Source organism: Thalassospira povalilytica, assembly GCF_002844235.1.
Classification (GTDB): Bacteria; Pseudomonadota; Alphaproteobacteria; order Rhodospirillales; family Thalassospiraceae; genus Thalassospira; species Thalassospira povalilytica.
This window is the reverse complement of record NZ_PGTS01000006.1, coordinates 295,801-313,924: the sequence shown is the minus strand read 5'-3', so window position 1 is coordinate 313,924 and position 18,124 is coordinate 295,801. Positions and strand designations below refer to the sequence as shown.

Sequence of the window (18,124 nt, the reverse complement as noted above, 5' to 3'; positions counted from 1 at the left end):
TAAAAAGACCCTGTCACCTTCGGTGGCAGGGTTTTTTATTGCCCGCAGAGACAGTCTTTGCACCTTCGATCTTCCTGCGTTACGAGCCTGTGCTCATAACTTGAAGGCTGAAGCTGTTAAAAAATCGCTCCAGTGGAGCGATTTTAAGCTGAAGGTCGAGCACGGCGACAGCCGCGCGCAGACTGCGCTCGTAGGGCATCAACACATCTATCCGATACCTGTTTGCAGGTTCTTTGCAAAGACCAAAGACCAAAGGCCGGAGCTGGAGGAGCCTAATCTTGGTTCCTTCTAAGGTGACAAACAGGTTAGTGTGCAGTCAAGGTAGCCGGTTAATCCTAAGGCGAAGTGAGCATGGGGATTTGTTCATAAAAAATTTCTATCAATAAAATCGAATGAGGTGCTTTGATAGGGTTTAAATTAGAAAAAACTATTTGATTCTCCAGCAAAGATTGTAAGGATGTTGGGTGCTGAAAGTTCACCGTCAAAGTCAGCAAATCCGGCTGGGTGGTTAATATGCGACATTTCAATTGTGTATTGATTGCAAGAAGGCAGTTCTGTTTGCTGTAGAAATGAGGTAGTTCGTGCAAAGCTCGGTTGATAGCATCAAAGATATTTTTGGATTTGATGTAGATATTAGTGAAGTTCTACGCAACTTGAACGCGGACTTGTTCGATGAATGGTACTTCGATTGTTTAGGTTATCAGGACTTGCTAAAGGCAAATGCGCATGTTGCAGATTTGCTTTCTAAACAGGTTGCTCAAGGTAATGGAGGGTATCTTCCTCAAGAGCGGATACTTCGCAATGTTCCTAAAAAGGGTTTGCCTGTCAGATATTCACTCGAAACTGATTTTTATGATCGTTTCGTCTATCAATCGATTTGCTCGTACTTAATCAAGTTTTTCGATAAAAGCATTAGCCATCGAGTACTGAGCCATCGCTACGCGCGGTATTCAAACAGAGCATTGTTTCAAAACAGGATTGAACGTTGGCTTACATATGAGGGGGTTACGTATACCTTTGTCGGTGACAAGAAATTCCTCCTAGTTACTGACCTAGCAAACTATTTCGAAAATATCCGAAGCAAAGATATTATGGCGGCATTCTATGAATTGATGCCAGAGGTGAAAGCAGAGCCTAATCAAAAGCATCAAATCAGGAATGCCTTACATCTCTTAGAGTCATGTTTAGATAAGTGGAACTTTTCTGACGGTTTTGGGCTTGCCCAAAACAGGGACGCATCATCTTTTTTGGCAAATGTTGTTCTCACCGATGTTGATCGGAAGATGGAAAGTGCTGGGTATGACTATTACAGATATGTCGATGATATCCGAATTATTTGCGACTCAGAAGATGCTGCAAAAAAAGCACTGGTAGACCTAATTGGCTTTCTTCGTGTACGAGGGCTAAACGTAAATTCTTCAAAGACTACAATTCTCAAGCACAATGCATCCAAAAGTGAGATAGAAGCAGAATTTCCTAACAAAGATGCAAGAGTTGCTGCCATTGAGCAGATGTGGAAATCACGAAGTCGGTCATTGATTCTCAAATCAATAAAGTATCTTTTTGCACTTTTGGTGGACTGCATTGAATGCGACGAGACCCAATCCAGAGCATTTCGGTTTGCAGCTAACAGATTGGGGCAGTTATCTGAGCTGGGAATTCTAACGCCAGCTTATTTTGATAAGAGCCTGCCTAAAATACTTATTGCATCTATTTTCGAGCAGCCAGCCTCGACAGATCAGTATTGTAAAATATTGAACTTGCTTGGGCTGGAGGGGGCGTGCGTGGAAGAATTAGAGACGTTCTTGATGGACCGGGAAAGGGCCATTCATGATTGGCAAAATTACCACCTTTGGATGTTACTAGCGAAGAATTCTCTTAAGTCAAACCGGTTACGCAAGACTGGCATCAAGATTTTAAAGGAGGATTTGTACACAGCAGAAGCCGGGGCTGTCATTATTTGGGCAACACAGGTGGGATACAAGTCGGTGGTAAATACAGCAATTGCAAGGTTTGAGAGTGGGCTCCCCTATCAATTCCAGCGCTATTTCTCAATCGCAACGAGATCGTATCCTGAGAGTAAAATCGAGAAACTTTACCCTAAACTTTCTGACCGCGTAAGAGGCACAAAAGATAGGGTTAAAGCGTTCGAGGACGATGACGGAAAAATTGTGTTTCCCAAAAGAGACGTGATTCTGAACAACCTCTTTGATGAGGTGAGCGAATATGATTGATGATGTTGTGTCAGTCGTGTTTTTTCCAGACTACGGAGAGGAGAAGTCTGGAAAGATTTACGTATGGAATGGAAAGACCGTAAAACAAAAGACATTCAAGCAGTTATCGAAAATTAAAAGAACGATTGTTTGTTTTGATTTCGGTTCTCTAGCATCGGAAGCATTGGCGCACGAAGAGTGTATTCCACAGAATGTAATAGCTTTGGATGACCTGGTTTTAACCGTCAGCACAAATCCAAATGTTCGTGAGGCTCGAGAGGATTTTAGTGCAGAAAAATTCTTGCGTCGATTTGGTGTAAAAGATGAAGAGTTGGCCTTATTTAAGGATTGGAACTACAGTTCAATTTCCTTTGATTCCGAAGTTTTGCGCGCTATTGGTGTGGCCATGATCCGCGGTTTCAAAGTGATTTCGCGATTGGCGTCGATACGTGGAGAATGGGACAGGTTTCAAAAAATTGAAAAAGGTATCAGCAATGTATTGTACAGCCATATTTTACCGGGAATATCATTTGACCCGAAAAAGTTGAGAAAATTTAGAAATCAAATCGATTACGATTTTTTCAAAGCGTTAAAAGATTTCTCAGCTAAGCATAATATGCCCTTAGAAGTACCTTCAAAACACGCATTGGTTGAAATTTTAACACAGTATGGATTTGATCTAGAAGATACATCTGTTGAAACTGTTTTAGAATTTTTGGCCACAGATAACAATCTAGGTGCTGATATTCAAAACCTGAGAAGCCTTCAGGGAACGCGAGAAGCTCTAAACGGAATTTCCCATAAAAAGAACAAATGTTTTCCTCAAATCATATCGCAAGGCACTCGTACTTCCCGAATTTTATTGAGCTCACCCAGTCTCCAGAATATTTCGAAAAAATATCGCAAGGTAATAATTCCCAGTCAAAATAGGACTCTTTCCTATGTTGACTATGATCAATTCGAAGTGGGAATTATGGCTGCTTTATCTACTGATCCATTGCTGATGGAATTGTACAATAAGAAAGATCTGTATAAGTATCTGTCCAAATTAATATTTGGAAGCGAGAATGGAAGGGGTAATGCGAAAAGATTGTTCTTATCTTATGCATATGGAATGAAGAGACGAAATCTGATCAATGCGGCAGTAGACTTAGGTGCTGACAAAAATAAAACTTCGAAAGTGTTTGATGAATTCACTGTTTTCGAAAAATGGAAGCATGGATTGTCTAAGGAGCTGAATAAGAAACGTAGATTGGGGACATCTTCGGGGAACTACTTTTATCTGAGGCATAAAAATCAAGCATCAGCAAAAGAAGTTCGCTCGGCTGTGAGCCAGACGGTTCAGGGAACCGGAGCGTTAATATTCAAATTGGCACTGTTAAAAGTCAACGATTTGCAAGATTTCAGGATAATTATTCCGCTACACGATGCAGTCCTCGTCGAACATCAACCGAAGTCCGATCCGCATAGGGTCGTAAAAGCGTTTGAAGATGCATTCACTGAGTTCTTCGCGGATACATTGGATATTTCAGGAAAAGCTTCGTTGTCCTCATTCTACGCAGATTGAAAAAGTTTTTTGTTACAACTGGTCCTAATTAAAAAAAACACCCCCAGCCTCACGACCGGGGGTGTTCTCACATCAGAGCCCAAAAGCTCCAATCCAAATCATCCTAGAGGCTCAACACCTCACGCCAGATCAAACCGATCCGCATTCATCACTTTGGTCCAAGCCGCAACGAAGTCTTTAACGAACTTCTCCTGGTTGTCGTCCTGGGCATAGAGCTCTGCATAGGCGCGCAGGATCGAGTTTGAACCAAACACCAGATCAACGCGGGTGGCGGTGAATTTGGTGTCGCCGGTTTTGCGATCGACGATGTTATAGAGGTTCTTGCCCGCCGGCTTCCAGCTGTTGCCCATATCCGTCAGATTGACGAAGAAGTCGTTGGTCAGAACACCTTCGCGGTCGGTAAACACGCCGTGTTTGGTACCGCCATAGTTGGTGCCAAGAACACGCATGCCACCGAGCAGAACCGTCATTTCATGGGCGGTCAGGCCAAGAAGCTGTGCGCGGTCGAGCAGCATTTCCTCGGGCTGAACGACATAGTCCTTTTTCGCCCAGTTGCGGAACCCGTCGGCCAGCGGTTCGAGCGGCTCGAAGCTTTCGGCATCGGTCATCTCGTCGGTGGCATCACCACGACCCGGTGCGAACGGAACAGTGATGTTGAAGCCGGCATCCTTGACGGCCTTTTCAACCGCAGCCGTACCGCCCAGAACGATGAGATCAGCAATCGAGACTTTCTTGGCAAGGCCGGCCTGAATGCCTTCGAGGGTGCTGAGAACCTTGGCAAGGCGGGCCGGTTCGTTGCCTTCCCAATCCTTCTGCGGGGCGAGACGGATGCGGGCACCATTGGCACCACCACGCTTGTCCGAACCACGGAAGGTACGGGCAGAATCCCAGGCGGTGTTGATCAGCTCGGCCGAGGTCAGGCCGGACGCCAGCAATTTGGCCTTGAGGTCGGCGATTTCGGCGTCTGACAAGGTGTAGTCAACCGACGGGATCGGGTCCTGCCAGATCAGGTCTTCGGCCGGAACGTCCGGGCCGAGATAGCAGGCTTTCGGGCCGAGATCACGGTGGGTCAGCTTGAACCATGCACGGGCAAAGCAATCGGAGAAATATTCGAAGTCATTGTCGAATTTCTCGATGATAGCACGATAGGTCGGGTCCATTTTCATGGCCATATCGGCATCGGTCATGATCGGCATGCAACGGATTGACGGATCTTCGACGTCAACAGGCATGTCTTCTTCCTTGATATTGATCGGTTCCCACTGATGGGCACCGGCCGGGCTTTTCTTGAGTTCCCACTCATAGCCCAGAAGAAGCTTGCAATAACCGTTATCCCATTTGGTCGGATGGGTGGTCCAGGCACCTTCGATGCCCGAGGTCACACTGTCACGGCCGATGCCGCGCGTGGTGTGGTTGTTCCAACCCAGACCCTGTTCGGTGATGTCAGCCCCTTCGGGAGCTTCGCCCAGAAGGGCAGCATCGCCATTGCCGTGCGTTTTACCGACGGTATGACCCCCGACCGTCAGGGCGGCGGTTTCTTCGTCATTCATTGCCATACGGGCAAAGGTTTCGCGCACCTGGGCGGCGGTCTTGATCGGGTCAGGCTGCCCGTTGACACCTTCCGGGTTCACATAGATCAGGCCCATCTGCACGGCGGCAAGCGGGTTTTCCATGGTTTCGGGTTTGGTGACATCGTCATAACGGGAATCAGACGGTGCCAGCCATTCCTTTTCCGCACCCCAGTAAACGTCTTTTTCCGGATGCCAGATATCTTCACGACCACCGGCAAAACCAAAGACTTTGAGGCCCATCGATTCATAAGCCATGGTGCCGGCCAGAATGATCAGGTCAGCCCAGGAAATCTTGTTGCCATATTTCTTTTTGATCGGCCACAGAAGACGGCGTGCCTTGTCAAGGTTGGCGTTATCAGGCCAGGAGTTCAGAGGGGCAAAGCGGATATTGCCCGTGCCGCCGCCGCCACGGCCATCGGCCAGACGGTAGGAACCGGCAGAGTGCCAGGCCAGACGGATCATCAGACCACCATAATGACCCCAGTCCGCCGGCCACCAGTCCTGGCTGTCGGTCATGAGGTTTTTCAGGTCGGTTTTGACAGCGTTGAGATCAAGTTTCTTGAACTCTTCTGCATAGTTGAAGTCCTTGCCATAGGGCGTGGATTTGGTGTCGTGCTGATGCAGGATGTCAAGATTAAGGGTCTTGGGCCACCAGTCGGTGTTGGTGGTGCCGGTCTCGGTCATGCTGCCGTGCATTACCGGACATTTCCCTGCGGTATGTTTTCCGTCCATTTTTCTCTCTCCGTAGTGGCTGAGATGTTTTTAAAACAGCTCCTTGACCCGTTTCGTTTTGCGCCAAAGACGACCGGGGCAAAACAGCAAGTCCCGATCTGCTGTTTCATGTCGCCTTATGGTTGGGTTCCCTGAGATGTGATTTAAACAAAACCAGTATGAGTGCGCCAGTATTTCTACGTGAAGCTTTCATGTTGCAGATAATGTTCAACTCAGAGATCGCAACGAACGTGGTCACAAATTCCGAAACCATGGGTTTCCCCATCGCTTTGAAGAGCCTAACAATTTGATGCGTAATAGGTGAAATAGTTATTTTATGTATCTTTGATAGCTTTTTTCGATTTCTTCGGGCGGCGGAGCCAAACCGGCGGCACAGGCTGTGACAGGCCGTGACATTCGGCCAAAAGCGGTTAGACTGGGCTAAGTCATTTGCCTGTCGGGCTTTTTTCAGATGCTCGGTTCAGGCACACATCACCGATCATTCAGAATGGATAGCGCGTATATGTCTCATTCCTCAAAAGGGGCCATTTACATGGCCGCGACGGCCAATCTGTTGATTGCTGTGGCCAAGTTTGCCGGGGCGGCGATTACCGGTTCTGCGGCGATGATGTCCGAAGGCATCCATTCGCTGGTTGATACGGGCAATCAGGGGCTTTTGCTTTTGGGGTTGAAGCTGTCGACCCAGGAGCCTGATGAACGTCATCCGATGGGTTATGGCAAGGAGACCTATTTCTGGTCGTTTCTGGTTGCGGTGATGATTTTCGGATTGGGGGCCGGTGTTTCGATCTGGGAGGGGGTGGACAAGATCCTTCATCCCCACGCGCTTGATATCCATGTGGTGGCATCGCTTGGCGGGTTTGATATCCGGACATATCACGTCGTGTTCACGATCCTGATCATTGCCATGGTGCTGGAAGGGGCAGCGTTTCGCACAGCCTATCGGGCATTTCGGGCCCAGAACCCCGACAAGACGATCATCAAGGCCGTGCATAGCAGCAAGGACCCGACGGTGTTTGTCATCCTGTTTGAGGATTCAGCGGCCCTATTGGGTTTGCTGGTGGCGTTTGTCGGGATTGCGGCGGCCTATTTGCTTGATATGCCGGTGCTTGACGGGCTGGCATCGGTGATGATCGGTCTTATTCTGGCGGTGACGGCGTTTTTCCTGGCGGTCGAGTGCAAGGGGCTTCTGATCGGGGAAAGTGCCAATGCGCAAAGCCGCGAAAAGATCGCGCGGATGGTTGCGGGCATTCCGGGCATTTTGGGGGTGAATGAAATCATCACACTGCATCACGGACCGCAAAGCGTGATTGTCTGTGTCAGTGTCGATTTTGATGACAAGATCGGATCGCCACAGGTCGAAGCCGCCGTGTCGCGGCTTGAGATCGATATCCGTGCTGCCATCCCCGAAGTATCCAAGGTGTTTATCGAAGCCCAAAACTGGAAATCGCATCAAAGCCTGCTTGATCCCGATGTACCGGCCCCGCAGATCTGATATCGGGGTGGTCGCCGCGGCGTTATGCATTTGAGAGCGTGCGCGGTGATTTCCTGCGCGATGGATTGACCATTCATGCGCCCAATAGTATGAGGAATGCAAACAGGCGGCATTGATCCCGGTTCGGGACCTGTGCCGACAATCATAGAAGGGCAGGGCGTTGACGGCTTCATCACATCATTCGGGCATCCCGGCCCAGGCACCAAGCTGGATCGCGGTTGACTGGGGCACATCGAATTTGCGCGTCTGGGCAATGGATGATAGCGCTAACATCCTGGCGATGGCGGAAAGTCCGCTTGGCATGAATGCGATTGCCGGGGACGATAAACTGAGCTTCGAAGGGGTTCTGATCGGGCTGATTGACCGTTGGCTTGACCCGGCGATACGCAATGTGCCGGTGGTGATTTGCGGCATGGCCGGGGCGCGGCAGGGATGGCTTGAAGCCCCGTATTGCGAGGTGCCGGTTGCACCGCGCGATCTGGCATCCGGGGCGGTCAGCCCGACGGTGGCCGACCCAAGGGTGGCGGTTTCGATCCTGCCCGGATTGTGTCAGCGTCCCAAAGGCGTTGGCGAAATATCGGGCGATGCCGATGTCATGCGCGGCGAGGAAACCCAGCTTGTCGGCTTTATGAACCAAAACCCGGATTTTGCCGGTTGGGTATGCCTGCCCGGAACCCATTCGAAATGGGCGCGGGTTGCGGACGGAAAAATCACCGCCTTTCGGACCTATATGAGTGGCGAGGTCTTTGCACTTTTGTCCCGCCAATCAATCCTGCGCCATTCGGTTGGCGATGATTGGGATGATGCGGCCTTTGCCGGGGCGGTTCGGTCGGCAAAAACGCAGCCCGGCAGCTTTTTGCATCAGCTTTTTACCGTGCGTGCCGCGGGCCTTGTTGCCTTGAACAGCGCAGACGTCCCGTCAGGGGTGGCGGTTTTGTCGGGCAGTGTGATCGGTCTGGAAATTGCCGATATTCTGGATCGGTTGCAAGATGGTGAAACCATTGCACTGGTTGGTGCAGGCAAGCTTGCATCCCTATATCAGGCAGCACTGGCCGTGCATGGCCAAACTGCGCTGGCGATGGATGGCGGTGCCATCACCCTTGCCGGATTGAGCCAGGCCTATCAGACCTTATCGCACGCATCACAAAGGATTTAAGACCATGGCACCATATGTTGCAGAACAGATTACCGATGCGCGCAGCGGCAAAAAACACCGCAGGCTGATTGCGATCCTGCGCGGGGTGCAACCCCATGAGGCGGCCGATATGGCCCGCGCGCTGGTCGATGCCGGCATCAGCATGATTGAAGTGCCGCTTAATTCGCCAGAACCTCTTAAAAGCATCCGCGCGATGAAGGAAGCGGTCGGGGATGCGGCGATGATCGGGGCAGGGACCGTTTTGACGCCTGATGATGTGGCCAATGTCAAAAAGGCTTTGGGTGAGTTTATCGTTTCGCCCAATTGCGATATCGAGGTGATCGCCAAAACCAAAGAACTTGGCATGGGGTCCTGGCCCGGTGTGCTGACGCCAAGTGAATGCTTTGCCGCCATCAAGGCCGGGGCAGACGGGCTTAAAATCTTTCCGGCCAGCATCATTGGTGCTGATGGCATCAAGGCCATGCGCGCGGTTCTTCCGGCACAGATGCCGGTTTATGCGGTCGGGGGCGTCGGTCCGGATGATTTTGCAACCTATTCCAAGGCCGGGTGTGACGGGTTTGGTCTGGGGTCGGGCATTTACAAACCCGGCATGTCGGTGGCCGATGTTTCAAAGGCCGCCGTTGCCTATGTCGCGGCACATGACGCGGTGTTCGGGGCGTGATCAACCGGTGATTTTGCAGATGCCGGTGATCTGGATTAATCGTTCCAGATCGTGGAACGGTGTTTGACCAGACGGCCATGCCCGGTCTAAATTCCTGCCATTAGACGAACTCCAAGATGGGAGGATCCATTGGATCTGGGAATTAAAGGCCGCAAGGCTATTGTCTGTGCCTCGTCCAAGGGGCTTGGCCGTGGTTGCGCCATCAAACTGGCAGAAGCCGGTGTTGATCTGACGCTTAATGCACGTTCCGAAGGGCCGCTGAATGAAACGGCGGAATATATCCGTGATACATATGGCGTGAATGTCACGACGGTTGCCTGTGACATCACGACCGAGGAAGGCCGCAACAAGGTCCTTGCCGCCGAAGGTGCGCCCGACATTCTGGTCAATAATGCCGGTGGTCCGCCCCCGGGCATCTGGTCCGATTGGGGACAGGCCGAATGGGAAGCCGCGGTTCAGTCAAACATGCTGACGCCGATCCTGCTTGCGACCGCGGTTCTGCCGGGCATGATTTCGCGCAAATGGGGCCGTATCGTCAATATCACTTCGGGTTCGGTCAAATCGCCGATCCCCCATCTTGGTCTTTCGAACGGGGCGCGTGCCGGTCTTACCGGTTTTGTTGCCGGAACGTCGCGTCAGGTTGCCAAGGATGGCGTGATCATGAACAACCTGCTTCCGGGACAGCATGACACCGACCGCATCAACGCCCTGATGACCAACAAGTCAAAGGCCGAAGGCATCAGCCTTGATGAAGCACGCACCAAAACCCAGGCGGGCCTTCCGACCGGTCGTTTTGGTGATCCGCTTGATTTCGGTGCGACCTGTGCCTTCATGTGCAGCGAGTATGCGAAATTCATGGTCGGGCAGAATATTCTGCTGGACGGTGGCGCGTTTAACTCCACCCTTTAATTTGCCCCATATGGGCTGCAAATGGTCGCTTTCTGTGCTTCCGGTTCATGTACTTTGGTACGGTGCGCGCCGGTTCTCGAAAGCGGCCATTTTCGTCATGCGAGGCCGCGAACCTCAACACACCTGATGTAACATCGTATTGAAACAGCTTCGGAAATGGCGTCATTCACCTTTGTCTATGTGCTGCGTGAATTGGGGTTTGATCCGGCGGCAAATGTCCGGGTCAAGCTGCCCAGGACTTATGTCGGCTGGTCAACCGATGTTGAGGCGCGGCTGGTGACGCATAATAGCGGCAAAGGGGCCAAGACCACGCGCGGGCGGCAGTGGGAGCTGGTTTATGTTGAACGGTTCCGTACCTTCGGTCAGGCCATGAGCCGGGAATGGCACCTTAAGCGGGACCGCAAATTGCGCAAGATGCTGGCGGGTGGATAGCGCGGTCTGTCGGGTTTGGCCCGGCTGTTGTGCGGCTGAAATTTTGCTGCCTGGCAAGGAATCGGATGCCAAGCAATGCAATTGCTGCAAGGCGCCCGGCCAAAACAGGGCTTGCATCATTGCGCCAAGTAACAGATATGTCCTTGCAATCAATCCATTGAAACCGGGGTAACACCAGATATGGCATTCGTTCGCAAAAACCCGCTGAAACTCAACAAGTTGCAGCTTCGCACCCTTGTCCTGGCACAGGTCATCGCCAAAGACCCGAATTCGGGCAAGATCGACGAAGCCAGCGGTGAGGCAACTCTTCTGCGTGTGCCCCATGCCCATGGTGACCATGTACATGTCGGCAAATTCACCGTTGCGGCCCGTGACGCCAGCGGCTTTGAAAACCCGGCAGTCTGGGTCGCGCTGACCCGCAAGGGACTGGTCAAGGAAGGCTATCCGGGCAGCATCGTTCTGACCAAGGAAGGTATGGAATACGATACTGGCCTTGGCGACCATTTCCTTGAAGAAAGCGATCACTAGGATTTCGGGAATTCATCCCCGATGCCGACAAGAAAAAGCCCTGCACAAGCAGGGCTTTTGTTTTTTAGTGCGGCGATACTGGTCTATTTCACGCGGATGAATTTGCCGTTCTGAATTGTCACGAAATAGACGTCGCGATTGCCATCCCCATACTGATCGAATTTCAGTTCCTGATGCAGCCCCATCTGCGGGGGCAGATCGGTCATGGCATTGGCCAGTTTCTGATCGGGGTGTTTGGTCTTGAGCACGGTAAACAGAACCGTTGCTGCATCATAGGCCAGAACCGCACTGAACCCCGGATGGCGATCAAACATGGCTTCGTAATCGGCAACAAATTGCTGGAAGCGCGGATTGGTGTCATAGCGGTCATAGGCCTGGACAAGTTCCATGCCCTCGACCGCAGTTCCGCCGATTTCAATCAGCAAATCGGTTCCGGCCCATTCCGCAGCAGAAATCGGGATGTCCTTGGACAGTTTGCGGATTTCAAGCGCAAGATTGGCACTGTCGGAACTGTTGGCGACCAGCACGATCGCATCGGGGGCATCATCAACCAGTTGTCTGGCGATGTCGGCATTGCTGGCCTGACTGGTGTTGATCCAGTTTTTGGAAATCACCCGGCCGTCAAGTTCTTCGAATTCCAGAAGAAATTCACGATACCAGCTGTCGGCGAATGCTTCGTTTTGACCATCAAGGGCGATGGAAACGCGTTTTCGGTCAAGTTCGATGCTGCGTTTTGCATAGGCGCGCGCATTTTCACGTGTGGTGGTGTTCATACGGAAAAGATAGTCGCGAAAACCGGCAAATTCGGCGGCCGATACCGTTGGTGATACGGTCACGATGCCAAGTTCGTTGATAACCGGCAGGATCGCCATGCCGATCGAACTGATGATGGGACCGACAATGGCATCCACACCAAGTTGGGAAAGTTCGCGGACATGCTGTTGGGCGACTTCGGGTGATTTTTCATCATCCCGCGGCAGGATTTCAACCATCCTGCCATTGATGCCGCCATCGTTATTGACTTGCTGGGCGGCAAGCTTCAGCGCATTGAGTGCATCGGTTCCGGTATCCGAACCCGGTCCGGACAATCCGGCAATGAAACCGATCTTGATCGGGCCTGACTGGTCACAGGCAACAACGAGAAAGCACGCGAAAATCAAAGCAAAAACATTCGAGACTGGCCGCATAATGTTCCTGTCGTTTTTTAAGGTCAGGCGGTATTGATCTGACGGTTCTGGACCATCGGGTCAACGGATGCTGACACTGGTTTCTTTGCAGGTCATCGTTGGGGGCGACCGGGAGTATGACGACCTTGTGTGCTACTGGCGATATGGTTGTGACGGTCGGGGACTTCAAGAAGTTACAACGTCTTTTCCGGCCGTTAGCCGAAATCGCGACGTGCTTGCAAGATACGGCCAAATGTCGTTATCAGGCACAAGGCCCCGAAGATTGCAGCAATCTGGGGGAACCAGCCGGGAAAGACGCAAATCAGACACAAAACAAGGATGGTTTCGCTGCCTTCGGTAATGCCGGTCAGGAAATAGAAGCTTTTTTTGCCCTGTTTGTCATGGTTGCGGTTCTGCTTGGCTGCGATGATCGCATAGGCCAGAAAACTCGATCCGGTGCCAACAAAACAGAAAATCAGAAATGCCGCCATAAGCGCATGTTCCGGACGCCCGATGGCAAATCCCAGGATGATGCCGGAATAAAACAGGAAATCGGCGACAATGTCGTAATAGCCGCCAAGGTCGCTTTCCTGTGTTTTGGCACCGGGGTGGCGTGATCTTGGGGCTGCATGACGGGCAACGGCACCGTCAAGCCCGTCCATGATCCGCGACAACAAGATCATCACAAGGGCCGCGTAATCAAGCTGGAAGGCAAGAAACACCGCACCAAGGACCCCGAACAAAAAGCCGATGCCGGTGATGGCATTCGGGGTGATCCCCGTGCCCGACAGGGTACGGGCAGCCGCATTAAGCGGTATGTCGATCAGCGGGCGCAGGCGGGCATCAAACATCGGGAACTCGTTTTGGTTGGTCAAGCCTGGCCCGACTATAGGGGCAAGGTTGAACAAATCAAAATCACCAGTTCGTAAGCCGTCAGATATTGATGCCCGGTCCCCCGGATATGCGCGCCGCGCGGCAAGTCAGGGGCGCAGGTCTTCCAGTCGCTGGCGTTGTTTGCCATTGGCGTCAAAATTGTCGGGTGACAGCCATGCTTCGAACCCGCTGCGAATAGCGGGCCATTCTTCGGCGGTGATGGAAAACCACGCGGTATCACGATTGCGGCCCTTATAGACCATATGGTTGCGGAACGTGCCTTCATAGGTGAAGCCATACCGGGCGGCGGCGGCGCGGGACGGGGCGTTTTGATCGTCGCATTTCCATTCGTAGCGGCGATAGCCAAGTTCGTCAAAGGCGCGCCGCATCATCAGATACATCGCCTCGGTCCCGCCAATGGTTTGCGACAATGCCGGGGAATAATTGATATTGCCGATTTCAACCGACCCATTGGCGGCATCAATGCGCATAAAGGCTGCAACGCCAACCGCCGAATTGCGGGTTTTGTCGATGATGGCATGAAGCATCGGGTCACTTTGACCCGCCATGGTTTCCAGCCAGGCCTTGTAGCTGGCAAAATCGTTGAACGCATTAGTCGAAAGATAGGTAAAGCGCGAACCGTCCTGTGCCATGGTGTTGGCATCAAACAGGTGCCTGGCATCACGGGCAAGGTCAAGCGGGCTGACGATCACATGCTGGCCGACCATGTCGCTGCGTGGCGGCATGGCGCATCCGGTCCAGCTTTCCACCGGATGGCCAACGGGTTTTCCAAAAACATCTTTGTGGGGCGAGGTCATTTTTCTTCCTGACAACGAACAGTGGATAGCCAGATTTGCTGAAATCGGTCCCGTCGACAAGGGCCAGTTTTATCAAACCGGTGGGGCCAATCGGCGGGCTCGTGTCACTGGGTCAGGGATGTTTGATCAAGGATATCAAGGAAATGACGATTGCGTTCATTGTCATGGCAGAGCAGCGGCACGTCAAAGCGTCTAACAGGCGGAAGGTCGGCGGCAACAATGCCGTCATGCGGGGCACCAGGGGCATTTTGCACATGGGACGGATCGGCAAGCAGCGCATCAATACGCCCGGCCCGCAACAGATCAAAGCCCTGTTTAAGGTTTTGCAGGGCCACCCAGTCAATCATCGTATCGGGCAGAGGTAATGGCGGCGGGGGAAACTGTTTCAGGCGACCAACCAGAACCTGATTCTTGCTGCCAAGGTCAACATCTTTGCGGGTGAACAGCCGGACTTCGAAGCTTAGTGCATGTTTTGAAACGAGTTGCGGGTCATCATGGGGCCAGCCACCGGTCAGAATGCAATCAAGTTCGCCGGAACGATACAGATGGAAAAGCCGATCATTTGGAAGGGTTTCGATCGACCCCGATGACGTTCTGGCCTGAAGGGCAGCGGCAAGATTGCGGTTGGCCGGTGTGGTATATCGGGCCCACTGGTTGTTAAGCGATACATGCGCGCCAAAGCGAAAACCTGTTTCCTCTGCCAAAAGGGGATCTGGCACAAACAGGTACAGCGCAATGGTCACAAGTGACAAAAGCCATGTATCGACATCCAGACGCGGGCAAAACCGCATTGGTACCTCCGTTCCGGGTCCTGTTTTGATGTTACCTTCGGGCTGGTATTTTACAAGGTCGCAGGTGGGGCTGTAATCGGGCTGGTCTTGTGATGATTGGGGCGATGCCAGATTTCGGGGCCCGGAATAAAACAAAACCCGACAGTCGGAACTGTCGGGTTTCGTGTTGATCAGATCGGGCAGGCCGTCAGATTTCGGGATACCAGGCCCCGAGAACGCCAAATTCTTCGAGTTTGGCGACAATCTGTTCGGCGGCTTCTTCTGCGCTTTGATCGGCGGTGTTGACCACGATCTCGGCATTTTCGGGCCGCTCATAGGGGCTTGAAATCCCGGTGAAATTGGCAATCTCGCCGGCGCGCGCCTTTTTATAAAGGCCTTTGACATCGCGCTGTTCACAGACTTCCAGCGGGGTGTCGATAAAGACTTCGATAAATTCGTCTTTTTCAACAAGGCTGCGGGCAAGCTGGCGTTCGCTTTTGAATGGCGAGATAAAGGAAACCAGCGTGATCACACCGGCATCAACGAACAGCTTGGCGGTTTCACCAACGCGGCGGATGTTTTCGACACGGTCCGCATCGGTAAAGCCAAGATCCTTGTTCAGGCCATGACGCACATTGTCACCATCAAGGGTGTAGGTGTGCTTGCCAAGCGCATGGAGCTTTTTCTCCACCAGGTTGGCGACGGTTGATTTGCCCGCACCCGACAGGCCGGTGAACCACAGAACGACCGATTTCTGGCCTTTCTGATAGGCACGTGCCTGTTTGTTGATGTCCATTTCCTGCCATTTGATGTTGGTCGCACGGCGAAGGGAATGGTTGACCATGCCCGCACCAACAGTCGCATTGGTGAAGCGGTCAATGATGATGAAACGGCCCGAATGACGGTTTTCGTCATAGGGGTCAAAGGCCAGTGCCTTGTCCGCCGAGATATTGGCAATCCCGACTTCGTTCAGTTCAAGCGTCTTGCCCGCCACATGTTCGAGCGTATTGACATTGACCTTGTATTTAAGGTCGCTGATCTGTGCGCTTGTTACCTGTGCGCCCATCTTGATCAGATAGGGGCGACCGGGCAGAAGATGATCTTCATGCATCCAGATGATGCGGGCTTCGAACTGATCGGCGAATTCCGGTTTGGCATCGGATGCCGCCAGAACATCACCGCGCGAAATATCAATCTCGTCTTCAAGGGTCAGGGTGATGGCCTGACCGGCGATGGCTTCATCAAGGTTGCCGTCAAAGGTGACGATTTCCTTGACCTTGCTGGTCTGCCCCGATGCGGTGACAACAATTTCATCACCCGGTTTGACCCGACCCGAAGAAACAGTGCCGGAAAAGCCGCGGAAATCAAGGTTCGGGCGGTTGACCCACTGCACCGGAAGACGGAACGGCTTGTTGATCGCATCCTGTTCGACCTGAATGTCTTCAAGATGGGCCAGAAGCGTCGGACCGGAATACCAGGGTGTATTGGCGCTGGCTTCGATCATGTTGTCGCCACGCAGGGCAGATAGCGGGATCGCCGTGATCGAGCTGTAATTCAGCTGTGCTGCGAACGCGTTATAGGCGGCGACGATTTCGTCAAATTTGGACTGATCATAATCAATCAGGTCCATCTTGTTGACGGCCAGAACCACGTGCTTGATGCCCAGAAGGGACGTGATGAAGCTGTGGCGACGGGTCTGGGTCAGGATGCCTTTACGCGCATCAATCAGGATCACGGCGACATCGGCAGTCGATGCACCGGTTGCCATGTTCCGCGTATATTGTTCGTGGCCCGGGGTATCGGCGACAATGAATTTGCGCTTGTCGGTCGAAAAGAAGCGATAGGCGACATCAATGGTGATGCCCTGTTCGCGTTCGGCCTGAAGACCATCAAGCAGCAGGGCGAAATCAATCTCGCCGCCCTGGGTGCCAACCTTGCGGCTGTCAGATTCCAGCGCCGCCAGCTGGTCTTCGAAAATCAGTTTGGAATCCCAAAGCAGACGACCGATCAGGGTCGATTTACCGTCATCGACACTGCCGCAGGTGATGAAACGCAGAAGGCTTTTTTCTTCCTGGGCTTTGAGGTAGCCGAGAATATCATCAGCAATAAGGTCAGATTTATGCGCCATCAGAAGTAACCTTCCTGCTTCTTCTTCTCCATCGACCCGGCCTGGTCATGGTCAATCATGCGGCCTTGACGTTCGCTTGAACGGGTCAGAAGCATTTCCTGGATAATTTCGGGCAGGGTCGCTGCCTCGGACTCAACGGCACCGGTCAGCGGATAGCAACCAAGCGTTCTGAAACGTACCGACTTCATTTCCGGCTTTTCGCCGGGCTTAAGCGGCATGCGGTCGTCATCAACCATGATCAGCATGCCATCGCGTTCGACGACCGGACGTTTTGCCGAATAATACAGCGGCACGATCGGGATCTGTTCGAGATAGATGTATTGCCAGATATCAAGCTCGGTCCAGTTCGAGATCGGGAAAGCACGGATGCTTTCGCCTTTGTTGATCCGGGCGTTATAGATATCCCACAATTCCGGGCGCTGGTTTTTCGGGTCCCAGCGGTGGGTTTCGGTGCGGAAGGAAAATACACGTTCCTTGGCGCGTGCCTTTTCCTCGTCACGGCGGGCCCCGCCAAAGGCGGCATCGAACTTGTATTTGTTCAGCGCCTGTTTGAGCGATTCCGTTTTCATGACATCGGTATGCAGGCTTGACCCATGGGTGAACGGGCCAATGCCGCGTTCGACACCGTCCTGATTGATATGAACAATCAGATCAAAACCATATTCCGCCGCCATCCGGTCGCGAAACTCGATCATTTCGCGGAATTTCCAGGTGGTATCAACATGCATCAGCGGGAAGGGCGGCGGTGCGGGATAGAACGCCTTGCGCGCCAGATGCAGCAGAACCGATGAATCCTTGCCGATGGAATAAAGCATCACCGGCCGTTCAAACGATGCCGCAACCTCGCGGATGATATGGATACTCTCTGCCTCAAGCTGGCGGAGATGGGTCAGATTGGGCTGCATTCTCTTTCCTGCCGATCAATCAAAACTGTGGCAATTAACACAATTTTTTGTGTTTATAATTGTATTTCACTTGGCTTTGATGGGTAATATGGAATGCGCCGCAACGCAAGTGTGATTTCTATTTTTACACAAATTTTTGTGGTCCAATTATATTTAACATTCTCCATGTGTTTAATTTATCGGCCGCTGCCGCAATTGCCAAT

The 18,124-nt window shown here is 52.2% G+C and carries 16 protein-coding genes; 9 read left to right on the top strand and 7 right to left on the bottom strand.

What is annotated here, in order from left to right; all coding sequences use genetic code 11:
* From CU041_RS20830 to CU041_RS16840, 3 genes are all read left to right on the top strand, one after another.
* A partial coding sequence (locus CU041_RS20830) for a hypothetical protein (protein ID WP_212733815.1) occupies positions 1-292 on the top strand: 292 nt, incomplete at its 5' end.
* 289 nt (positions 293-581) lie between these two features.
* Positions 582-2,234, top strand: a complete 1,653-nt coding sequence (locus CU041_RS16845) for an RNA-directed DNA polymerase (protein WP_101247775.1) — start codon at positions 582-584, stop codon at positions 2,232-2,234.
* Positions 2,227-3,780 carry a DNA polymerase gene (locus tag CU041_RS16840; protein WP_101247774.1) on the top strand — a complete coding sequence of 518 codons (1,554 nt, stop codon included), beginning with the start codon at positions 2,227-2,229 and terminating at the stop codon, positions 3,778-3,780. The genes CU041_RS16845 and CU041_RS16840 overlap by 8 nt, the downstream gene beginning before the upstream one ends.
* A gap of 119 nt (positions 3,781-3,899) precedes the next feature.
* Here CU041_RS16840 and katG read toward each other — a convergent pair whose 3' ends face one another.
* The gene (katG, locus tag CU041_RS16835; RefSeq protein WP_101247773.1) at positions 3,900-6,083 is read right to left on the bottom strand and encodes a catalase/peroxidase HPI; all 2,184 of its coding nucleotides are present in this window, start codon (positions 6,081-6,083) and stop codon (positions 3,900-3,902) included.
* A 502-nt stretch (positions 6,084-6,585) separates the two neighbouring features.
* On the opposite strand from katG, the gene CU041_RS16830 reads away from it, so the two are divergent.
* The 6 genes from CU041_RS16830 (at position 6,586) to CU041_RS16805 (ending at position 11,261) form a co-directional block, all read left to right on the top strand.
* Complete coding sequence (locus tag CU041_RS16830; RefSeq protein WP_101247772.1) at positions 6,586-7,575, top strand: cation diffusion facilitator family transporter; 990 nt, start codon at positions 6,586-6,588, stop codon at positions 7,573-7,575.
* 160 nt (positions 7,576-7,735) lie between these two features.
* The gene (locus tag CU041_RS16825) at positions 7,736-8,731 is read left to right on the top strand and encodes a 2-dehydro-3-deoxygalactonokinase (protein ID WP_233433151.1); all 996 of its coding nucleotides are present in this window, start codon (positions 7,736-7,738) and stop codon (positions 8,729-8,731) included.
* Positions 8,732-8,735: 4 nt separating this feature from the next.
* The gene (locus CU041_RS16820; RefSeq protein ID WP_101247771.1) at positions 8,736-9,392 is read left to right on the top strand and encodes a 2-dehydro-3-deoxy-6-phosphogalactonate aldolase; all 657 of its coding nucleotides are present in this window, start codon (positions 8,736-8,738) and stop codon (positions 9,390-9,392) included.
* A 129-nt stretch (positions 9,393-9,521) separates the two neighbouring features.
* Positions 9,522-10,301: an SDR family oxidoreductase gene (locus CU041_RS16815; RefSeq protein ID WP_101247770.1), complete on the top strand. Its 780-nt coding sequence runs from the start codon at positions 9,522-9,524 to the stop codon at positions 10,299-10,301.
* A 156-nt stretch (positions 10,302-10,457) separates the two neighbouring features.
* Positions 10,458-10,733 carry a GIY-YIG nuclease family protein gene (locus CU041_RS16810; protein WP_068518702.1) on the top strand — a complete coding sequence of 92 codons (276 nt, stop codon included), beginning with the start codon at positions 10,458-10,460 and terminating at the stop codon, positions 10,731-10,733.
* A gap of 180 nt (positions 10,734-10,913) precedes the next feature.
* On the top strand, positions 10,914-11,261 hold the full coding sequence (locus CU041_RS16805; protein ID WP_068518701.1) for a hypothetical protein: 348 nt from the start codon (positions 10,914-10,916) through the stop codon (positions 11,259-11,261).
* An 83-nt stretch (positions 11,262-11,344) separates the two neighbouring features.
* On the opposite strand, the gene CU041_RS16800 is transcribed toward CU041_RS16805, so the two are convergent.
* From CU041_RS16800 to cysD, 6 genes are all read right to left on the bottom strand, one after another.
* Positions 11,345-12,448: an ABC transporter substrate-binding protein gene (locus tag CU041_RS16800; protein ID WP_101247769.1), complete on the bottom strand. Its 1,104-nt coding sequence runs from the start codon at positions 12,446-12,448 to the stop codon at positions 11,345-11,347.
* Between the two features lie 194 nt (positions 12,449-12,642).
* Positions 12,643-13,302 carry a CDP-alcohol phosphatidyltransferase family protein gene (locus CU041_RS16795; protein WP_233433150.1) on the bottom strand — a complete coding sequence of 220 codons (660 nt, stop codon included), beginning with the start codon at positions 13,300-13,302 and terminating at the stop codon, positions 12,643-12,645.
* Positions 13,303-13,407: 105 nt separating this feature from the next.
* Positions 13,408-14,118 (bottom strand): GNAT family N-acetyltransferase, encoded by a 711-nt coding sequence (locus tag CU041_RS16790; RefSeq protein WP_101247767.1) that lies wholly within the window; start codon positions 14,116-14,118, stop codon positions 13,408-13,410.
* A gap of 104 nt (positions 14,119-14,222) precedes the next feature.
* Entirely contained in the window at positions 14,223-14,909 is a 687-nt protein-coding gene (locus CU041_RS16785) for a hypothetical protein (protein ID WP_101247766.1), read from the bottom strand.
* Between the two features lie 187 nt (positions 14,910-15,096).
* Positions 15,097-17,016, bottom strand: coding sequence for a sulfate adenylyltransferase subunit CysN (gene cysN / locus CU041_RS16780; protein ID WP_101247765.1), 1,920 nt, complete (start codon positions 17,014-17,016; stop codon positions 15,097-15,099).
* Positions 17,016-17,909: a sulfate adenylyltransferase subunit CysD gene (gene cysD, locus CU041_RS16775; protein WP_242513048.1), complete on the bottom strand. Its 894-nt coding sequence runs from the start codon at positions 17,907-17,909 to the stop codon at positions 17,016-17,018. The genes cysN and cysD overlap by 1 nt, the downstream gene beginning before the upstream one ends.
* Positions 17,910-18,124 lie beyond the last annotated feature (215 nt).